The sequence below is a fragment of the Bacillus sp. PAMC28571 genome, assembly GCF_014250435.1.
In the GTDB taxonomy this organism is placed as follows: Bacteria; Bacillota; Bacilli; order Bacillales; family Bacillaceae; genus Bacillus; species Bacillus safensis.
In genome coordinates this window covers 3,513,098-3,529,688 of sequence record NZ_CP060191.1, presented here as the reverse complement: position 1 = coordinate 3,529,688, position 16,591 = coordinate 3,513,098, and the positions used below count along the sequence as shown (strand labels likewise).

13 protein-coding genes, 3 tRNA genes, 3 rRNA genes, 1 other RNA gene and 1 pseudogene are annotated in these 16,591 nt (G+C 43.7%); 4 read left to right on the top strand and 17 right to left on the bottom strand.

The features are described from left to right. Window positions 1-43 precede the first annotated feature (43 nt). The 15 genes from H7F25_RS17815 to tadA form a co-directional block, all read right to left on the bottom strand. Window positions 44-1,108: a toxic anion resistance protein gene (locus H7F25_RS17815; protein WP_185854026.1), complete on the bottom strand. Its 1,065-nt coding sequence runs from the start codon at window positions 1,106-1,108 to the stop codon at window positions 44-46. 18 nt (window positions 1,109-1,126) lie between these two features. Further along, a complete protein-coding gene (locus H7F25_RS17810; RefSeq protein WP_024425621.1) occupies window positions 1,127-1,741 on the bottom strand; it encodes a 5-bromo-4-chloroindolyl phosphate hydrolysis family protein in 615 nt (204 codons plus the stop codon). A gap of 128 nt (window positions 1,742-1,869) precedes the next feature. After that, the gene (locus H7F25_RS17805; RefSeq protein WP_024425620.1) at window positions 1,870-2,061 is read right to left on the bottom strand and encodes a sigma factor G inhibitor Gin; all 192 of its coding nucleotides are present in this window, start codon (window positions 2,059-2,061) and stop codon (window positions 1,870-1,872) included. Between the two features lie 171 nt (window positions 2,062-2,232). Continuing rightward, window positions 2,233-2,348 (bottom strand): 5S ribosomal RNA (rrf, locus tag H7F25_RS17800). Window positions 2,349-2,409: 61 nt separating this feature from the next. Then, window positions 2,410-5,340: ribosomal RNA gene (locus H7F25_RS17795) — 23S ribosomal RNA — on the bottom strand. Window positions 5,341-5,438: 98 nt separating this feature from the next. Further along, window positions 5,439-5,514 (bottom strand) — tRNA-Ala (locus tag H7F25_RS17790). Between the two features lie 14 nt (window positions 5,515-5,528). Then, window positions 5,529-5,605 (bottom strand) — tRNA-Ile (locus H7F25_RS17785). A 95-nt stretch (window positions 5,606-5,700) separates the two neighbouring features. After that, window positions 5,701-7,249: ribosomal RNA gene (locus H7F25_RS17780) — 16S ribosomal RNA — on the bottom strand. Together the 16S, 23S and 5S rRNA genes with 2 tRNA genes alongside form the textbook arrangement of a ribosomal RNA operon. 274 nt (window positions 7,250-7,523) lie before the next feature. Beyond that, the gene (locus H7F25_RS17775; protein ID WP_024425765.1) at window positions 7,524-7,787 is read right to left on the bottom strand and encodes a pro-sigmaK processing inhibitor BofA family protein; all 264 of its coding nucleotides are present in this window, start codon (window positions 7,785-7,787) and stop codon (window positions 7,524-7,526) included. A 66-nt stretch (window positions 7,788-7,853) separates the two neighbouring features. Beyond that, entirely contained in the window at window positions 7,854-8,078 is a 225-nt protein-coding gene (locus H7F25_RS17770) for a YaaL family protein (RefSeq protein ID WP_024425764.1), read from the bottom strand. A gap of 18 nt (window positions 8,079-8,096) precedes the next feature. Continuing rightward, window positions 8,097-8,693, bottom strand: a complete 597-nt coding sequence (gene recR, locus H7F25_RS17765) for a recombination protein RecR (RefSeq protein WP_003218094.1) — start codon at window positions 8,691-8,693, stop codon at window positions 8,097-8,099. A gap of 15 nt (window positions 8,694-8,708) precedes the next feature. Then, on the bottom strand, window positions 8,709-9,032 hold the full coding sequence (locus H7F25_RS17760) for a YbaB/EbfC family nucleoid-associated protein (protein WP_008342011.1): 324 nt from the start codon (window positions 9,030-9,032) through the stop codon (window positions 8,709-8,711). A gap of 26 nt (window positions 9,033-9,058) precedes the next feature. After that, complete coding sequence (gene dnaX / locus H7F25_RS17755; RefSeq protein WP_041106245.1) at window positions 9,059-10,771, bottom strand: DNA polymerase III subunit gamma/tau; 1,713 nt, start codon at window positions 10,769-10,771, stop codon at window positions 9,059-9,061. 329 nt (window positions 10,772-11,100) lie between these two features. Further along, window positions 11,101-11,365: signal recognition particle sRNA large type (gene ffs / locus H7F25_RS17750), an RNA gene on the bottom strand. 76 nt (window positions 11,366-11,441) lie between these two features. Next, the gene (tadA, locus tag H7F25_RS17745; RefSeq protein ID WP_041106248.1) at window positions 11,442-11,918 is read right to left on the bottom strand and encodes a tRNA adenosine(34) deaminase TadA; all 477 of its coding nucleotides are present in this window, start codon (window positions 11,916-11,918) and stop codon (window positions 11,442-11,444) included. A 79-nt stretch (window positions 11,919-11,997) separates the two neighbouring features. On the opposite strand from tadA, the gene H7F25_RS17740 reads away from it, so the two are divergent. The 4 genes from H7F25_RS17740 (at window position 11,998) to H7F25_RS17725 (ending at window position 15,264) form a co-directional block, all read left to right on the top strand. After that, complete coding sequence (locus H7F25_RS17740) at window positions 11,998-12,552, top strand: cysteine hydrolase family protein (protein ID WP_073203426.1); 555 nt, start codon at window positions 11,998-12,000, stop codon at window positions 12,550-12,552. A gap of 99 nt (window positions 12,553-12,651) precedes the next feature. After that, window positions 12,652-13,899 (top strand): glycoside hydrolase family 18 protein, encoded by a 1,248-nt coding sequence (locus tag H7F25_RS17735; protein WP_234107879.1) that lies wholly within the window; start codon window positions 12,652-12,654, stop codon window positions 13,897-13,899. 85 nt (window positions 13,900-13,984) lie between these two features. Next, the gene (locus H7F25_RS17730) at window positions 13,985-14,608 is read left to right on the top strand and encodes a deoxynucleoside kinase (protein WP_024425759.1); all 624 of its coding nucleotides are present in this window, start codon (window positions 13,985-13,987) and stop codon (window positions 14,606-14,608) included. Continuing rightward, window positions 14,605-15,264: a deoxynucleoside kinase gene (locus H7F25_RS17725; protein WP_003218104.1), complete on the top strand. Its 660-nt coding sequence runs from the start codon at window positions 14,605-14,607 to the stop codon at window positions 15,262-15,264. The genes H7F25_RS17730 and H7F25_RS17725 overlap by 4 nt, the downstream gene beginning before the upstream one ends. Window positions 15,265-15,353: 89 nt before the next feature. Here H7F25_RS17725 and H7F25_RS17720 read toward each other — a convergent pair. Both H7F25_RS17720 and H7F25_RS19585 read right to left on the bottom strand, forming a co-directional pair. After that, window positions 15,354-15,446: transfer RNA gene (locus tag H7F25_RS17720), tRNA-Ser, on the bottom strand. A 326-nt stretch (window positions 15,447-15,772) separates the two neighbouring features. Then, window positions 15,773-16,108, bottom strand: a pseudogene (locus H7F25_RS19585) (methyl-accepting chemotaxis protein); the annotation flags it as partial. Window positions 16,109-16,591: the final 483 nt, after the last annotated feature.

Here is a 16,591-nt window from a genome sequence, read left to right as displayed (position 1 = left end):
TGTCTATTATAACGTTCATACAAGGGAACCGAAAGATGGATTCTCATTCCTTTATTGGCTGGTGATTCGCCAGCTGCTGTTCTGCCTCATACATGCTGTTTTTCAATTGGGCTCGCTCTTGGCTTCCATGCTCTTTCACCTGTAACGTTTCCTGTAAGGTTTCAGCTAATTGGCGTTGAACCTTTTTCAACGTATCTATAGGTGCAAAAGCTGCCTCTTCAAGAAGCTCCCCCTGCTGCTTTGATACCTTTTCATATGTTTTTTGGATTCGATTCTCAAGAGCTGAATTGGCACGCTGTTGAATATGCGTTAATGCAATCGACATTTGGTTGATCCATAGAGGAATAGATGCAGAAACTGTTGATTGAATGTGATTGGCCAATGTATGATTCGTATGCTGGATCATTCGAATTTGGGCATTACATTGCAACGCAATTTGCCGGCTTAGCAGCAAATCATATTTCCGTTCTTTCAACCTCTCCATATATTCTTCTGCATTGACTTCCTGACTCAACAATTGCTCCTCTATAGTCCGATTACCAATCTGCTCCGCTTCTGATATGATCTGCTTCTCTAAAGTGGTCATTTTCGCTTCAACTGCTGAAACCTGCAGCGTCATTTCTTGGAAAAAAGTTTGATTTTCTTCAAATAAACGCTCTAATAACATATGATCCGAAATTAATCCGCCTTTTGCGTAACGAAGCCTTGCTGATAATCTCTCGATCTGTGATTTTGCATGTTGAAAACGCGATATGATTTCCTGAGTAGAACGCTTCTCCCGCCGAAATAACTTCGAAAAAAAGCCTTGCTTCTTTGGCAGTAAGTCCTCCGGTTCTACTACATGCAGCTGGTGCAAAAAGGCCTCAAGCACGTCTCCTATTTGATCGATATCTTTTTTCTCAACATATTTCATCATTTGTTGTGATTGTTCCAATAATCGTTCCTGAACACGTGTACCATAGAAAAGCAGCTTTTGCGGATTGTTAGGGATCTGCTCAGCACGCTGTATGGCTTCTTGTTTCTCCTCATCAGATAAGGTATCAAACACCTGAAACTGAAGATCTGTAGTGGAAGCAGATGTTGTTGGGATGTGATCTTCTGGTTTCATTACGTTTGACTCCTTTCATTATTTCTTTATCATTTTATCTGCCACTTCAAGCTCAATATGAAGGGCTTCTATGTCTCTTCCTAATACTTGCTGCAAATCATTCGTCAATTGCTTTTGCAGTTCTGTCAGCGTCACTCGAGTTTGGCTTAGTGTCATTTCCAGCTCATGACTGCGATCAGGCTGGTTATACAATAGTGCATATTTTTCAGTTAGTTCAACGACAGAATCCAAGCTTTCAAAATAAAAACGCTGTGCATCATAAAACCGGGTCGGCTCTTTTTTTGTAATCGTATAGATTCGTCGTGCAAGTCGGAGAATTTCATAATTATGTTTGATCGTCTGTACGTTCTTCACAGCAAATAAAGCCTTCTTTAAACGTACAAGCTTTTGTCCTGCTTCTTTTAAATGCTGTTTGATATATACATAATCACTACGAGACAGTCCGTGTTTCTTTAAAAACAACTGGAAAGCAACCCATCTGCTCCCTGCAAACATCACGCCCCACCCCATCATCGCATACAGTATCGATAATCCAACATGATGATGGAAAACCCCAATACTGACGGTTAAAATCACAAGCGAAAAAAAAGTAGAGAGGATGGCCCATATAAATGTATAAAAGATTGATTTCATGTTCATCGACTCCTATGAATAATCAGGCTCTCTGTTTATCTTATTATTAATTACGGATGATGTCCAAACTAAGTTCCAAAAAACAGGCCCAATCCTCCATAGCTCATAAAAAAAGACCATCTAATGGTCTATGAATACAAAGGCGGCGTATGAAGATTTTTTAGCTTTCTAACATAATCGGCATAGCTAGGATCCGAGGTCGATGTAGAAATTAACTTTCTCTCACATTCTCGGCACAAAAACTGATGATATAAATAAATTCCCTTTGTTTTTTTCTCTTCACAAATCAAACAAATCGCTTCTCGCTCTTTTTTGCTCATTGTGACACCTCCACTTATAGCTTCAGTATGCCCTAGCGCTTTCAATTGTATACAAAATTAAGAATGTTTTAGATGGTAGTTTAGTATATGTATCCATGTCAGATCGAGTGTTTGTTCCTTTTCTTAAAAAACAAAAAAGACCAGTTCCGACTGGAACTGATCCTTATAGAAGCTTGGCGGCGTCCTACTCTCACAGGGGGAAACCCCCAACTACCATCGGCGCTGAAGAGCTTAACTTCCGTGTTCGGTATGGGAACGGGTGTGACCTCTTCGCTATCGCCACCAAACCTGATGGAGAGAATGCTCTCTCAAAACTAGATAACAATGTTCATGCTTCACAATAGAATATAGGTTAAGTCCTCGATCTATTAGTATCTGTCAGCTCCACGTGTCACCACGCTTCCACCTCAGACCTATCAACCTGATCATCTTTCAGGGATCTTACTTCCTTGCGGAATGGGAAATCTCATCTTGAGGGGGGCTTCATGCTTAGATGCTTTCAGCACTTATCCCGTCCGCACATAGCTACCCAGCGATGCCCTTGGCAGAACAACTGGTACACCAGCGGTGCGTCCATCCCGGTCCTCTCGTACTAAGGACAGCTCCTCTCAAATTTCCTGCGCCCGCGACGGATAGGGACCGAACTGTCTCACGACGTTCTGAACCCAGCTCGCGTACCGCTTTAATGGGCGAACAGCCCAACCCTTGGGACCGACTACAGCCCCAGGATGCGATGAGCCGACATCGAGGTGCCAAACCTCCCCGTCGATGTGGACTCTTGGGGGAGATAAGCCTGTTATCCCCGGGGTAGCTTTTATCCGTTGAGCGATGGCCCTTCCATGCGGAACCACCGGATCACTAAGCCCGACTTTCGTCCCTGCTCGACTTGTAGGTCTCGCAGTCAAGCTCCCTTGTGCCTTTACACTCTGCGAATGATTTCCAACCATTCTGAGGGAACCTTTGGGCGCCTCCGTTACATTTTAGGAGGCGACCGCCCCAGTCAAACTGCCCACCTGACACTGTCTCCCTGCCCGATAAGGGCAGCGGGTTAGAAGGTCAATACAGCCAGGGTAGTATCCCACCGATGCCTCCACCGAAGCTAGCGCTCCGGTTTCCAAGGCTCCTACCTATCCTGTACAAGCTGTACCAACATTCAATATCAGGCTGCAGTAAAGCTCCACGGGGTCTTTCCGTCCTGTCGCGGGTAACCTGCATCTTCACAGGTACTATAATTTCACCGAGTCTCTCGTTGAGACAGTGCCCAGATCGTTGCGCCTTTCGTGCGGGTCGGAACTTACCCGACAAGGAATTTCGCTACCTTAGGACCGTTATAGTTACGGCCGCCGTTTACTGGGGCTTCAATTCGCACCTTCGCTTACGCTAAGCGCTCCTCTTAACCTTCCAGCACCGGGCAGGCGTCAGCCCCTATACTTCGCCTTACGGCTTCGCAGAGACCTGTGTTTTTGCTAAACAGTCGCCTGGGCCTATTCACTGCGGCTTCTCGGGGCTTTAACACCCTAAGAAGCACCCCTTCTCCCGAAGTTACGGGGTCATTTTGCCGAGTTCCTTAACGAGAGTTCTCTCGATCACCTTAGGATTCTCTCCTCGCCTACCTGTGTCGGTTTGCGGTACGGGCACCTCTCACCTCGCTAGAGGCTTTTCTTGGCAGTGTGGAATCAGGAACTTCGCTACTAAATTTCGCTCGCCATCACAGCTCAGCCTTCACGGGAAACGGATTTGCCTATTTCCCAGCCTAACTGCTTGGACGCGGATATCCAATACCGCGCTTACCCTATCCTCCTGCGTCCCCCCATTGCTCAAATGGTGAGGAGGTGGTACAGGAATATCAACCTGTTGTCCATCGCCTACGCCTTTCGGCCTCGGCTTAGGTCCCGACTAACCCTGAGCGGACGAGCCTTCCTCAGGAAACCTTAGGCATTCGGTGGACGGGATTCTCACCCGTCTTTCGCTACTCATACCGGCATTCTCACTTCTAAGCGCTCCACCAGTCCTTCCGGTCTGGCTTCACAGCCCTTAGAACGCTCTCCTACCACTGTTCGTAAGAACAGTCCGCAGCTTCGGTGATACGTTTAGCCCCGGTACATTTTCGGCGCAGAGTCACTCGACCAGTGAGCTATTACGCACTCTTTAAATGGTGGCTGCTTCTAAGCCAACATCCTGGTTGTCTAAGCAACTCCACATCCTTTTCCACTTAACGTATACTTTGGGACCTTAGCTGGCGGTCTGGGCTGTTTCCCTTTCGACTACGGATCTTATCACTCGCAGTCTGACTCCCAAGGATAAGTCATCGGCATTCGGAGTTTGACTGAATTCGGTAACCCGGTAGGGGCCCCTAGTCCAATCAGTGCTCTACCTCCGAGACTCTTACCTTGAGGCTAGCCCTAAAGCTATTTCGGAGAGAACCAGCTATCTCCAGGTTCGATTGGCATTTCACCCCTACCCACACCTCATCCCCGCACTTTTCAACGTGCGTGGGTTCGGGCCTCCATTCAGTGTTACCTGAACTTCACCCTGGACATGGGTAGATCACCTGGTTTCGGGTCTACGACCACGTACTCATGCGCCCTATTCAGACTCGCTTTCGCTGCGGCTCCGCATCTTCTGCTTAACCTTGCACGGGATCGTAACTCGCCGGTTCATTCTACAAAAGGCACGCCATCACCCGTTAACGGGCTCTGACTACTTGTAGGCACACGGTTTCAGGATCTATTTCACTCCCCTTCCGGGGTGCTTTTCACCTTTCCCTCACGGTACTGGTTCACTATCGGTCACTAGGGAGTATTTAGCCTTGGGAGATGGTCCTCCCGGATTCCGACGGAATTTCACGTGTTCCGCCGTACTCAGGATCCACTCTGGAGAGAACGACATTTCAGTTACAGGGCTGTTACCTTCTTTGGCGGGCCTTTCCAGACCTCTTCGCTTATATCATTCCTTTGTAACTCCGTATAGAGTGTCCTACAACCCCAAGAGGCAAGCCTCTTGGTTTGGGCTGTTCCCGTTTCGCTCGCCGCTACTCAGGGAATCGCATTTGCTTTCTCTTCCTCCGGGTACTTAGATGTTTCAGTTCCCCGGGTATGCCTTCTCATACTCTATGTATTCAAGTATGGATACTACTCCATTACGAGCAGTGGGTTTCCCCATTCGGAAATCTCCGGATCAAAGCTTGCTTACAGCTCCCCGAAGCATATCGGTGTTCGTCCCGTCCTTCATCGGCTCCTAGTGCCAAGGCATCCACCGTGCGCCCTTTCTAACTTAACCATTTCTTACTTTAGAAAGAATCACTATGTGTGATGAACTTTGCATTGCATTCAATGTGAATGTATTACTTATTGTTATCTAGTTTTCAAAGAACACGTTGGTGGAGCCTAGCGGGATCGAACCGCTGACCTCCTGCGTGCAAGGCAGGCGCTCTCCCAGCTGAGCTAAGGCCCCAATTTAATAGAAGATGGTGGGCCTGAGTGGACTCGAACCACCGACCTCACGCTTATCAGGCGTGCGCTCTAACCAGCTGAGCTACAGGCCCATCTTTCATATCGAAGATATGATGTTGTAGGATCTTTTGCAAGTTCCTTCAAAACTAAACAAGACGAAAACGTACGCTGCTCCATATATCCTTAGAAAGGAGGTGATCCAGCCGCACCTTCCGATACGGCTACCTTGTTACGACTTCACCCCAATCATCTGCCCCACCTTCGGCGGCTGGCTCCATAAAGGTTACCTCACCGACTTCGGGTGTTGCAAACTCTCGTGGTGTGACGGGCGGTGTGTACAAGGCCCGGGAACGTATTCACCGCGGCATGCTGATCCGCGATTACTAGCGATTCCAGCTTCACGCAGTCGAGTTGCAGACTGCGATCCGAACTGAGAACAGATTTATGGGATTGGCTAAACCTTGCGGTCTCGCAGCCCTTTGTTCTGTCCATTGTAGCACGTGTGTAGCCCAGGTCATAAGGGGCATGATGATTTGACGTCATCCCCACCTTCCTCCGGTTTGTCACCGGCAGTCACCTTAGAGTGCCCAACTGAATGCTGGCAACTAAGATCAAGGGTTGCGCTCGTTGCGGGACTTAACCCAACATCTCACGACACGAGCTGACGACAACCATGCACCACCTGTCACTCTGTCCCCGAAGGGAAAGCCCTATCTCTAGGGTTGTCAGAGGATGTCAAGACCTGGTAAGGTTCTTCGCGTTGCTTCGAATTAAACCACATGCTCCACCGCTTGTGCGGGCCCCCGTCAATTCCTTTGAGTTTCAGTCTTGCGACCGTACTCCCCAGGCGGAGTGCTTAATGCGTTAGCTGCAGCACTAAGGGGCGGAAACCCCCTAACACTTAGCACTCATCGTTTACGGCGTGGACTACCAGGGTATCTAATCCTGTTCGCTCCCCACGCTTTCGCTCCTCAGCGTCAGTTACAGACCAGAGAGTCGCCTTCGCCACTGGTGTTCCTCCACATCTCTACGCATTTCACCGCTACACGTGGAATTCCACTCTCCTCTTCTGCACTCAAGTTTCCCAGTTTCCAATGACCCTCCCCGGTTGAGCCGGGGGCTTTCACATCAGACTTAAGAAACCGCCTGCGAGCCCTTTACGCCCAATAATTCCGGACAACGCTTGCCACCTACGTATTACCGCGGCTGCTGGCACGTAGTTAGCCGTGGCTTTCTGGTTAGGTACCGTCAAGGTGCGAGCAGTTACTCTCGCACTTGTTCTTCCCTAACAACAGAGCTTTACGATCCGAAAACCTTCATCACTCACGCGGCGTTGCTCCGTCAGACTTTCGTCCATTGCGGAAGATTCCCTACTGCTGCCTCCCGTAGGAGTCTGGGCCGTGTCTCAGTCCCAGTGTGGCCGATCACCCTCTCAGGTCGGCTACGCATCGTCGCCTTGGTGAGCCATTACCCCACCAACTAGCTAATGCGCCGCGGGTCCATCTGTAAGTGACAGCCGAAACCGTCTTTCATCCTTGAACCATGCGGTTCAAGGAACTATCCGGTATTAGCTCCGGTTTCCCGGAGTTATCCCAGTCTTACAGGCAGGTTACCCACGTGTTACTCACCCGTCCGCCGCTAACATCCGGGAGCAAGCTCCCTTCTGTCCGCTCGACTTGCATGTATTAGGCACGCCGCCAGCGTTCGTCCTGAGCCAGGATCAAACTCTCCGAAAAAGTACAAAACCGAAGTTTTGCTTTTCGCCAGTTTGACTGACTACCTATGAAGCATCATAGGATTTTTTTATAAAAACTCGAATTAACAGGTACGTTTTGTCTTGTTTAGTTTTCAAAGAACTTGTTTACCGCTTCAGAAGCGACTAGAACATCTTATCACATCCAAGTTGTTAGTGTCAACAACTTTTTTGTTATTATGTTTTTTCGTTTCTTCGTCATCAGCGACGTATATTAATTTACCACCCTATCGAATCAAAGTCAATAATATTTTTCATTAAATAATAAACTTTTCAATAACGATTAAAGCTGCTACGCCCGGAATACCCAATAAACCACTAATTCCACTCGTTACAGGGTTAATAGAGACATGTAATCCTAGACTCTCGCCAAATAGGTTGAGGCAAAATAAAAAAAGAGCGCCTGCTATAAACTTCACTCCGATAAGCCCTAACCATTTGAATGGATTCGCCTGCACACCTGACATAAACAACAATAGCACAGCTAGCAAAATTGACCCGATCACAATAACAGGTTCCATAATCCTCTCATCTCCTCTTCATATGAATAGTACAAGCATATGAGAGGACTATGTATAATAGACCTGCTATTTCCAGTTGTTTAAACGTAAATTCCTCTTTTTCGCTTCTCTCAGATAGAAAAAGTACTTCGCTTGAGCAAGCTTTAATTCGAATAGAATGTCCGGTGAAGGCTCAACGCTATTTGCGACAAGCTTTTTTTGTCTGTTCCATTCTTCCTTTTGCTTAAAAAGCTGTTGAATTAATTTCTCATCGAATTCTTTTCGAATTGATTTTCTGCGAAGAAAACCCATGTACCGTACTTCTCCTTCCTACATCTCACGTCTGCCTTCTAGAGCCTTAGACAGTGTAACTTCATCCGCATACTCTAAATCCCCGCCTACTGGAAGTCCGTGAGCAATGCGAGAGAGTTTAATTCCTGATGGTTTTAACAATCTGGAGATATACATGGCTGTTGCTTCTCCTTCAATGTTTGGATTGGTTGCAAGGATCACCTCTGTCACTTGATCGTCTTGCAATCTTTTTAATAGGTCAGGAATTTTAATATCCTCTGGGCCAATTCCGTCCATTGGCGAAATGGCACCATGAAGCACATGATATAAGCCGTTGTATTCTTTCATTTTTTCCATTGCGATTACATCTTTTGGATCCTGCACTACACAGATAACAGATTGATCTCTTCTTGTATCTTCACAAATATAGCAAGGATCTTGGTCTGTGATATGACCGCATACCGAACAATAAGTTAAATTACGCTTTGCATTTACAAGCGCCTTCGCAAAATCTAGTACGACATCTTCCTGCATACTAAGAACAAAAAAAGCCAGACGGACCGCAGTTTTCGGTCCGATTCCTGGCAATTTCATAAAGCTGTCAATCAGCTTTGATATTGGTTCAGGATATTGCATCTTCAGTTATTCCTCCTAGAATAAACCTGGCATGTTCATTCCTTTTGTGAATTGACCCATCGTTTCATTCGTTAGCTCATCGACTTTTTTCAATGCATCGTTTGTCGCAGCAAGTACAAGATCTTGAAGCATATCGATATCTTCTGGATCAACAACTTCTTCATTAATTGCTACATCAACGACTTCTTTTTGTCCATTTACTTTGACAGTGACCATACCGCCACCAGCTGTACCTTCAAGAACTTTTTCTGCAAGCTCTTCTTGAGCCTTCGCCATATCCTTTTGCATTTTTTGCATTTGTTTCATCATTTTTTGCATATTTCCCATTCCACCGCGCATATGAACACCACTCTCTTTCATTTTTATTAATCTTTAATTTCAATTAAATCAGTTCCTACTAATTTTTTTGCTTCCGCAATCAATGGATCCTCTTCAGTAGAAGTTCCCTGACCATCTGCTTGTTCATCCGGCTGATGATCTCTTAAAAATTCTTCTCTTATTTTACCCCATTGAGCGTCAGGAACGCCAACTAATTCCACTCTTTTTCCTAACATAGACTCTAGCAGTTGTTCAAGATTGGTCCGAACACCGCTTTTATCTTCAGCAACCATTTTACAATGTATTTCAAATTTGAATTTTAAAACAAAGGCATGCGAAGCAGCCGCAACTGGCTCACTGTCCGTTAATAACGCAGCGTGAGACACCTTATTCTGCTGTTTCAACTGGGCAAGAAGCTCTCCCCATTTGCCTTTAATTTTTTCTAACTCAGGCCGTTTCGCTTCTTTTAGAATCTCATGAATTCGGCCGACAGGAGCACGATAGCCATTTTTGTTACTCGTTTGTGGTCGAGGCGCTTCCTTTTTTTCTTGAGGGCTATGAGATGGAGACATTGGTACACCTTCGGCTCTTAGCCTCGATAGTTCCTGTTCCAGCCTGTTTATTTTATCTGTTAGCGCCGTTAAATCAGCGTCAGCATGGCCTTGTGTCAATCCTGCTGTTGACTGACACAGCTTTACAACAGCTACCTCAAAGAAAATCCTTGGATGATTTGTCCATTTCATTTCTTGGTGGCTTTTATTCAGGACTTCAATGGTTTCATACAGAAACTGAGGTGTCACACGATCTGACAGCGCCACGAAACTTTCGTCGACCTTTACCTTTTCAAGGACCCCCTCGAGATCTGGTGCCGTTTTATAAAGCAGCATATCTCTAAAGTAAAAAATCATATCCTCTATTAATTTAGCAGCATCTTTCCCCTGCTGGAGCAATTCATTTAATGTATCTAACGCTGTGGCAATATTTTGATCAAAAATTGCTTCAGCAAGCTGACTAATGAAATGCTGAGATACAGCACCTGTAATGAGCAGCGCATCATCAATTGTCAATTGTTCACCACTAAATGAGATCGCTTGATCCAAGAGACTTAGTGCATCACGCATACCGCCATCAGCTGCACTAGCAATAATCTCGAGCGAACCCTCCTGTACGTCAAGGCCTTCTGCATCTACAATTTTCTCCATTCTTCCAACAATATCTTTAGTCGTGATTCGTTTAAAATCAAATCGCTGACAACGAGATATGATGGTAAGAGGAATCTTATGGGGCTCTGTGGTAGCCAAAATAAAGATACAATGAGCAGGCGGTTCTTCCAGCGTTTTAAGGAGAGCATTAAATGCACCGATAGAGAGCATATGTACTTCATCTATAATATAAACCTTATATGTAACCGCCGAAGGAGCAAATTTCACTTTATCACGTATATCCCGGATTTCATCTACCCCGTTATTCGAGGCAGCATCTATTTCAATCACGTCTGAAATTGAACCGTTTGTAATCCCTTTACAGGCATCACATTCATTACACGGCTCGCTAACAGGTGACTTTTCACAGTTCACTGCCTTAGCAAAGATTTTGGCAGCACTTGTTTTACCTGTTCCTCTAGGACCTGAAAATAAGTAAGCATGAGAAAACTTTTTCTGCAAAAGGGCATTTTGCAACGTTTTTGTGATGTGTTCTTGTCCAACAACATCCTCAAAAACTTGAGGTCTGAACACTCGATATAAAGCTTGATAACTCACAAATACGCCCTCCTCCATTTATCATCTTTTTCATTATACATGATGCACCGATCAATTCAAAAGCACACCTTTATTTTCTAATATGCCAAAAAGATGATTTCAACTAGAGATTTTCTACTTTCTATGTATTAAAAACGTATTTTCTAGCTTTGTAAAAAGACCTGAAACTCTAAACAGAACACCAGTTCTCTTTGCGGTTAGTGAAAAAAACAAATGGCTCCAAAAAGACTTTTTATCTATTTGTATAACCAAAGCAGTTAAGCTATTCTTGGAACAGCAACAAAAAACTCACCTAGTAAACTAGATGAGTTACATTTAATATTGATTTACCGTGCACCTTCTGTCGATTCGCTACCCCAAGCGTTACTTAAACAGTTAGCTCGGCCCAGGCAACCCTGCGGCACATGAGAGGTTTCACTTAATGCTGCTTCCTTCCGGACCTGACATGGTTCATGAATTCCCATTGCGCAGGACCCAGACGTCAACACCACTTATTTAAGGCAGACCTTGAAGTAAACGAACCTCGAGAAGGGATTCGGCCTCGCTAGAGCGGATTGCGAGTACAGGGCACCGCTACCTCCCCGCTTAGCACGGCAAAATGAATATTAAATTGTTAGTGACGCAGACATAAGTATACCTTCTTATAGCTCAAATTGCAAACGACATCCATTCATTTACTTTTGGCTTGTTTCTTTCGCTGACGGAGATTTCGGAAGAACTGACTTAACAGCTCACCACACTGATTTTCAAGTACACCACCGATGACCTCAGACTGATGATTGAACCGTTCATCATCCAGTAAATTCATTAAAGTACCTGCGCATCCACCTTTTGGATCGTATGCACCAAAAACGACCTTTTTCACTCTAGAAAGAACAATAGCACCCGCACACATTGGGCATGGCTCAAGCGTAACATAAAGCACAGCATCTTCTAAACGCCAGCTCCCTGTCGCTTTACATGCTTCATCAATAGCAAGTAATTCTGCATGTGCAATCGAACGCTGCTCACTTTCCCTTAAATTATGAGCCCGGCTCACGATTTGATCATCAACAACAATGATCGCACCAATCGGCACTTCCCCTATTTGTTCTGCTTTTAAGGCTTCAGAAATGGCTTCTTGCATAAACTGTTCATCTTTCGTCATGGCACGGCTCTCTTTTCATGTTTTTTAAAAGGAAATTGAGGTTAACATATTATCACAATCTTTTAAAGGGGGTCTTATTTTGTCAAAGCAAATAAAGGCGCTGCTTATTATCGACATGATTAATGATTTTGATTTCGAAATGGGTCATGTGCTTGCAGAAAAAACAGAGCAAATGACCAATAAAATTTTAGCTCTTAAACAACATGCTTTCAAGGAAAATTGGCCAATCATTTATATCAACGATCACTACGGACTTTGGAAGGCTGATATCCAAGCTGTTTTGGAAACATGCAAAAACGAAAGAAGCGCTCCTATTTTAGAGAAAATGACACCATCAAAAGATAATTACTTCTTAATCAAACCTAAGCATTCTGCCTTCTACGGTACTGCACTAGAGACACTCTTAAATGAATTAGGTGTTGAGGACATTATTCTAACTGGAATTGCCGGAAACATTTGCGTTTTGTTCACTGCAAATGACGCATACATGCGAGAATACAATCTAATTGTACCTAAAGATTGTATCGCTTCAAACGACGACAGAGATAACGACTACGCTTTAACGATGATGGAGAACGTTCTTCTAGCCAAAATCACTACCGCTAAGGAAATCACGAATGAAAATAAAACATGATTTAGCTATAACCCTCATAAATTGTTAGCAATAACAAAGGGGGCGTTGACTATTCAAATTTATGTTGTCAAAAGAGGAGATACTTTAAACGACATTGCTATGCGTTTTAAAACGACAGTCAATGAAATCATCCGTACTAACGAAATCGAAACACCAAATCAACTCGTCATTGGACAAACAATTGTCATTCCAATTAGAGGTCAATTTTATGAGGTCAAACAAAATGACACACTATATCAAATTGGTAGACGGTTTCAAATCTCAGTGGAAGAATTGGCACGCGTGAACAGAATTCGACCTGAAGCGATACTGCCTATTCGTTTCTGGCTCTATATTCCACAAAGACCGAAAAGGAACATTAATTCCAATGCTTATATTGAACCACGGGGAAATCAAGTCAGTGAAAACTTAAAGCAGGCAGCTAGAGAGGCCTCTCCATACTTAACCCATTTAGACGTCTTTAGTTTTCAAGCACAAAGAGATGGGACACTGCGAGAACCACCGTTAGACCAACTACCCCAGATTGCCGCTCAGAACAGAACTGTATTAACCATGGTGGTGACAAATCTAGAGAATGAAAAATTCAGTGATGAACTTGGGCGTATTCTTTTAACTAACCAATCTGTCAAAACGGCATTTTTAAATGAAATTGTTCGAGTTGCCAAAAAGTATCAATTCAAGGAAATCCATTTTGATTTTGAATATTTACGCCCTGCTGATAAAGATGCTTATATTCAATTTTTAAGAGAAGCAACAGCCCGTTTCCATCAAGAAGGATGGACAATATCTGTTGCACTTGCACCAAAAACAAGTAGTCAGCAAAAGGGCAAATGGTATGAAGCCCATGACTATGAAGCAATCGGTAAGATCGTCGATCACGTTGTGTTGATGACCTATGAATGGGGGTACAGCGGCGGCCCTCCACAAGCTGTCTCTCCAATTGGACCTGTCCGCCAAGTCATTGAATATGCACTAACTGTCATACCTGCCAATAAAATTGTAATGGGGCAGAATTTATACGGCTATGATTGGACACTTCCTTTCGTCCAGGGCGGCCCCATAGCCAAAGCCGTCAGTCCTCAACAAGCAATTGCACTTGCTAGAGAGCACAATGTCTCTATCTTATACGACGAAACAGCACAAGCACCCCATTTTCGTTATACAGATGCCAACAACAAAGAGCATGAGGTCTGGTTCGAAGACGCTAGATCAATTCAAGCAAAGTTCAACCTCATCAAAGAGCTAAATTTGAACGGCATTGCTTATTGGAAACTAGGTCTATCTTTCCCACAAAACTGGCTCTTATTATCAGATCAATTTAATATTGAAAAAAGAACGACATCGTAATCCATTCACTCTATCTATTAGAAGGGGTATGGTACAATATACATTGGTTTGACAACTTTAACTTTATAGATAGAGGAGAACGCCTATGTATCCTGCCCCTTTTATTGCAGTGGAAGGCCCGATTGGAGCCGGAAAAACAACTTTGGCTACAATGCTTGCGAAGGAATTTCAATTTCCTTTAGTAAAAGAGATTGTAGAAGAAAATCCATTCTTAGATAAATTTTATGAAGATATGGAACAATGGAGCTTTCAGCTTGAGATGTTCTTTTTATGCAATCGGTTCAAACAGTTAGAATCAATTGAAGAAAACTATGTGAATAAACAGCAGCCAGTTGTCACTGATTATCACGTCTATAAAAATATGATATTTGCAGAAAGAACATTATCAAAAAAGCACATGGATAAATACAGAAAGATCTATCACCTGCTAACAGATGATCTTCCTAAACCAAATGCCATGATCTATATAAAAGCCAGCCTTCCCACCTTACTTGAAAGAATACAGATGAGAGGACGCTCTTTTGAAGAAGACATCGACCCAGCTTATTTAAAAACACTCATTGAAGATTACGAGCTGGCTATTGAACATTTAAAACAGACTGAGCCAGGGCTTCCTATCATTACAATTGAAGGAGATCATACAGACTTCGTTTCCTCACAGCAAGATTACCAGCAAATTGTACAGAACATAAAGGAGCAAGTACTATGAACAATATCGAAATACCAAAGGACGCAGTCATCACAATTGCCGGGACTGTTGGTGTCGGCAAATCAACTATGACCAAAACAATAGCGGACAAGCTAGGGTTTCAAACCTCTCTTGAAAAAGTAGATGATAACCCATATTTAGAGCCTTTTTATTCAGATTTCCAAAGATGGAGCTTCCACTTACAGGTCTATTTCTTAGCTGAGCGTTTTAAGGAGCAAAAGCGGATCTTTGAATCTGGCGGAGGATATGTACAAGATCGTTCCATTTATGAGGATACTGGCATTTTTGCAAAAATGCATGCGGACAAAGGTACGATGTCTGAGGTCGATTATGAAACGTATACAAGCCTATTTGAGGCGATGGTGATGACACCTTACTTCCCTCACCCTGATGTCCTCATCTATCTACACGGGGATTTAGATCATATTTTACATCGTATTGAGGAACGCGGCAGAGAGATGGAAACTCAAACTGACCGAGCTTATTGGGAAGAAATGTACACTCGATACACGGAATGGATCGAACAATTTGATTTATGCCCTGTGATTAAAATTAATATTGAAGATTACGACTTACTTCATGATGAAAGCTCACTTGATCCCATTCTTCATGAAATAGCTTCTGTTATTCAAAAAAATCGCTCTAAAACAAAATAAAAAAAACCGCTGCATTCGCGAAATGCAGCGGTTTGACAATTTCCAATTTTTATGCTTGCGTTCAATTCAACTAAGGTAAAAAATCAATATGGCGGAGGAAGAGGGATTCGAACCCCCGCGGGCTTTGACACCCCTGTCGGTTTTCAAGACCGATCCCTTCAGCCGGACTTGGGTATTCCTCCGTATCGACAAGAATTAATATACCATATCATTTTATTTGAAGTCAACATCTTTTCGAAAAAAATTTCAATTTGTGATTTCGGCATGATATTTGCCTATAAAAAAGCAGCCATTGATGGCTGCTCCAGATTGTGGACAAAGGGCTAAAATGATTTTGATTTTAGCCCTTTGTCTTCTTTTCAGCGTGATAGAAAACCTTTGCAGCCCTAGGAAGGGAGAGCACCGGAGCGGAGCGAATTTGACATTCGTGAGCACCGAAGCGCAGACCTGACAACGAATGCGAGGGTTTGTCTACACGCTGAAGCAGCCATTGACGGCTGCTCTTGATCTATTTCGTATCCTGTCTAATTTCTTCAATAAACTGATTCATCTCTACTTTAAACTCATTTAATGACTCGATAATCTTCGTAAAGTCTGTCACTTGTTTGGCTTGTTCATTTGTTGAACTGCTGATTTGTGAGATGTTTTCAGACAAAGTGCCAATGCTGTCTTGGATTTCTTTTAAAAATGTATTAATGGTTTCAGCCGCTTCCTTCGAGCCATCTGATAATTTGCGAACTTCATCAGCAACGACAGCAAACCCTTTTCCGTTCTCGCCTGCTCTTGCAGCTTCAATTGCAGCATTTAAACCGAGCAGATTTGTTTGTCTAGCGATCCCGCCAATGGTTTTGACGACTTCTTCAATATTCGCAGATTTCTCTTCCGCTCTTCCTGCCTGTTCGCTTATTTCTAAACTTGTGGCAGCCAGCTCTTGAGAATGTGCAGCAATTTGCTCAATTCCACCTTGGAGTTCTTTCGCTACTTTATTGATTTGCTCCATATAACCGCTTAATTTCTTTTCACGATGATGTGAAAATGCCACTAAAAAAGAGCCAATTACTTTTCTATCTTCATCAAAAATCGGGTAACCTTTTACAGCAATTTCATAACCATATAAATGCTCTGGTAAATGACCGTCATATTCTTGTCCTCTTAATGTCGTCGCCACATTTTGGTCTTCTGGGTTCAATGGGTCTCCAACTTTCATACCAAAATCTATTGTGTTAGACGGGTAATAACAAAGTATCTTCTCTGTATCTGTGATGCCGAAAAGAATACTTTCATCTAGTACCTTTCTAAGTAAATGAGCCATTTCAACATAATAGTC

Coding starts and splice junctions, on each gene's coding strand:
- H7F25_RS17730 (WP_024425759.1), top strand. CDS start 13,985: ATGTATCCTGCCCCTTTTATTGCAGTGGAAGGCCCGATTGGAGCCGGA.
- H7F25_RS17805 (WP_024425620.1), bottom strand. CDS start 2,061: ATGAGCAAAAAAGAGCGAGAAGCGATTTGTTTGATTTGTGAAGAGAAA.
- H7F25_RS17735 (WP_234107879.1), top strand. CDS start 12,652: ATGCGTTTTAAAACGACAGTCAATGAAATCATCCGTACTAACGAAATC.
- tadA (WP_041106248.1), bottom strand. CDS start 11,918: ATGACGAAAGATGAACAGTTTATGCAAGAAGCCATTTCTGAAGCCTTA.
- H7F25_RS17725 (WP_003218104.1), top strand. CDS start 14,605: ATGAACAATATCGAAATACCAAAGGACGCAGTCATCACAATTGCCGGG.
- H7F25_RS17775 (WP_024425765.1), bottom strand. CDS start 7,787: ATGGAACCTGTTATTGTGATCGGGTCAATTTTGCTAGCTGTGCTATTG.
- H7F25_RS17815 (WP_185854026.1), bottom strand. CDS start 1,108: ATGAAACCAGAAGATCACATCCCAACAACATCTGCTTCCACTACAGAT.
- H7F25_RS17770 (WP_024425764.1), bottom strand. CDS start 8,078: ATGGGTTTTCTTCGCAGAAAATCAATTCGAAAAGAATTCGATGAGAAA.
- recR (WP_003218094.1), bottom strand. CDS start 8,693: ATGCAATATCCTGAACCAATATCAAAGCTGATTGACAGCTTTATGAAA.
- H7F25_RS17760 (WP_008342011.1), bottom strand. CDS start 9,032: ATGCGCGGTGGAATGGGAAATATGCAAAAAATGATGAAACAAATGCAA.
- H7F25_RS17810 (WP_024425621.1), bottom strand. CDS start 1,741: ATGAAATCAATCTTTTATACATTTATATGGGCCATCCTCTCTACTTTT.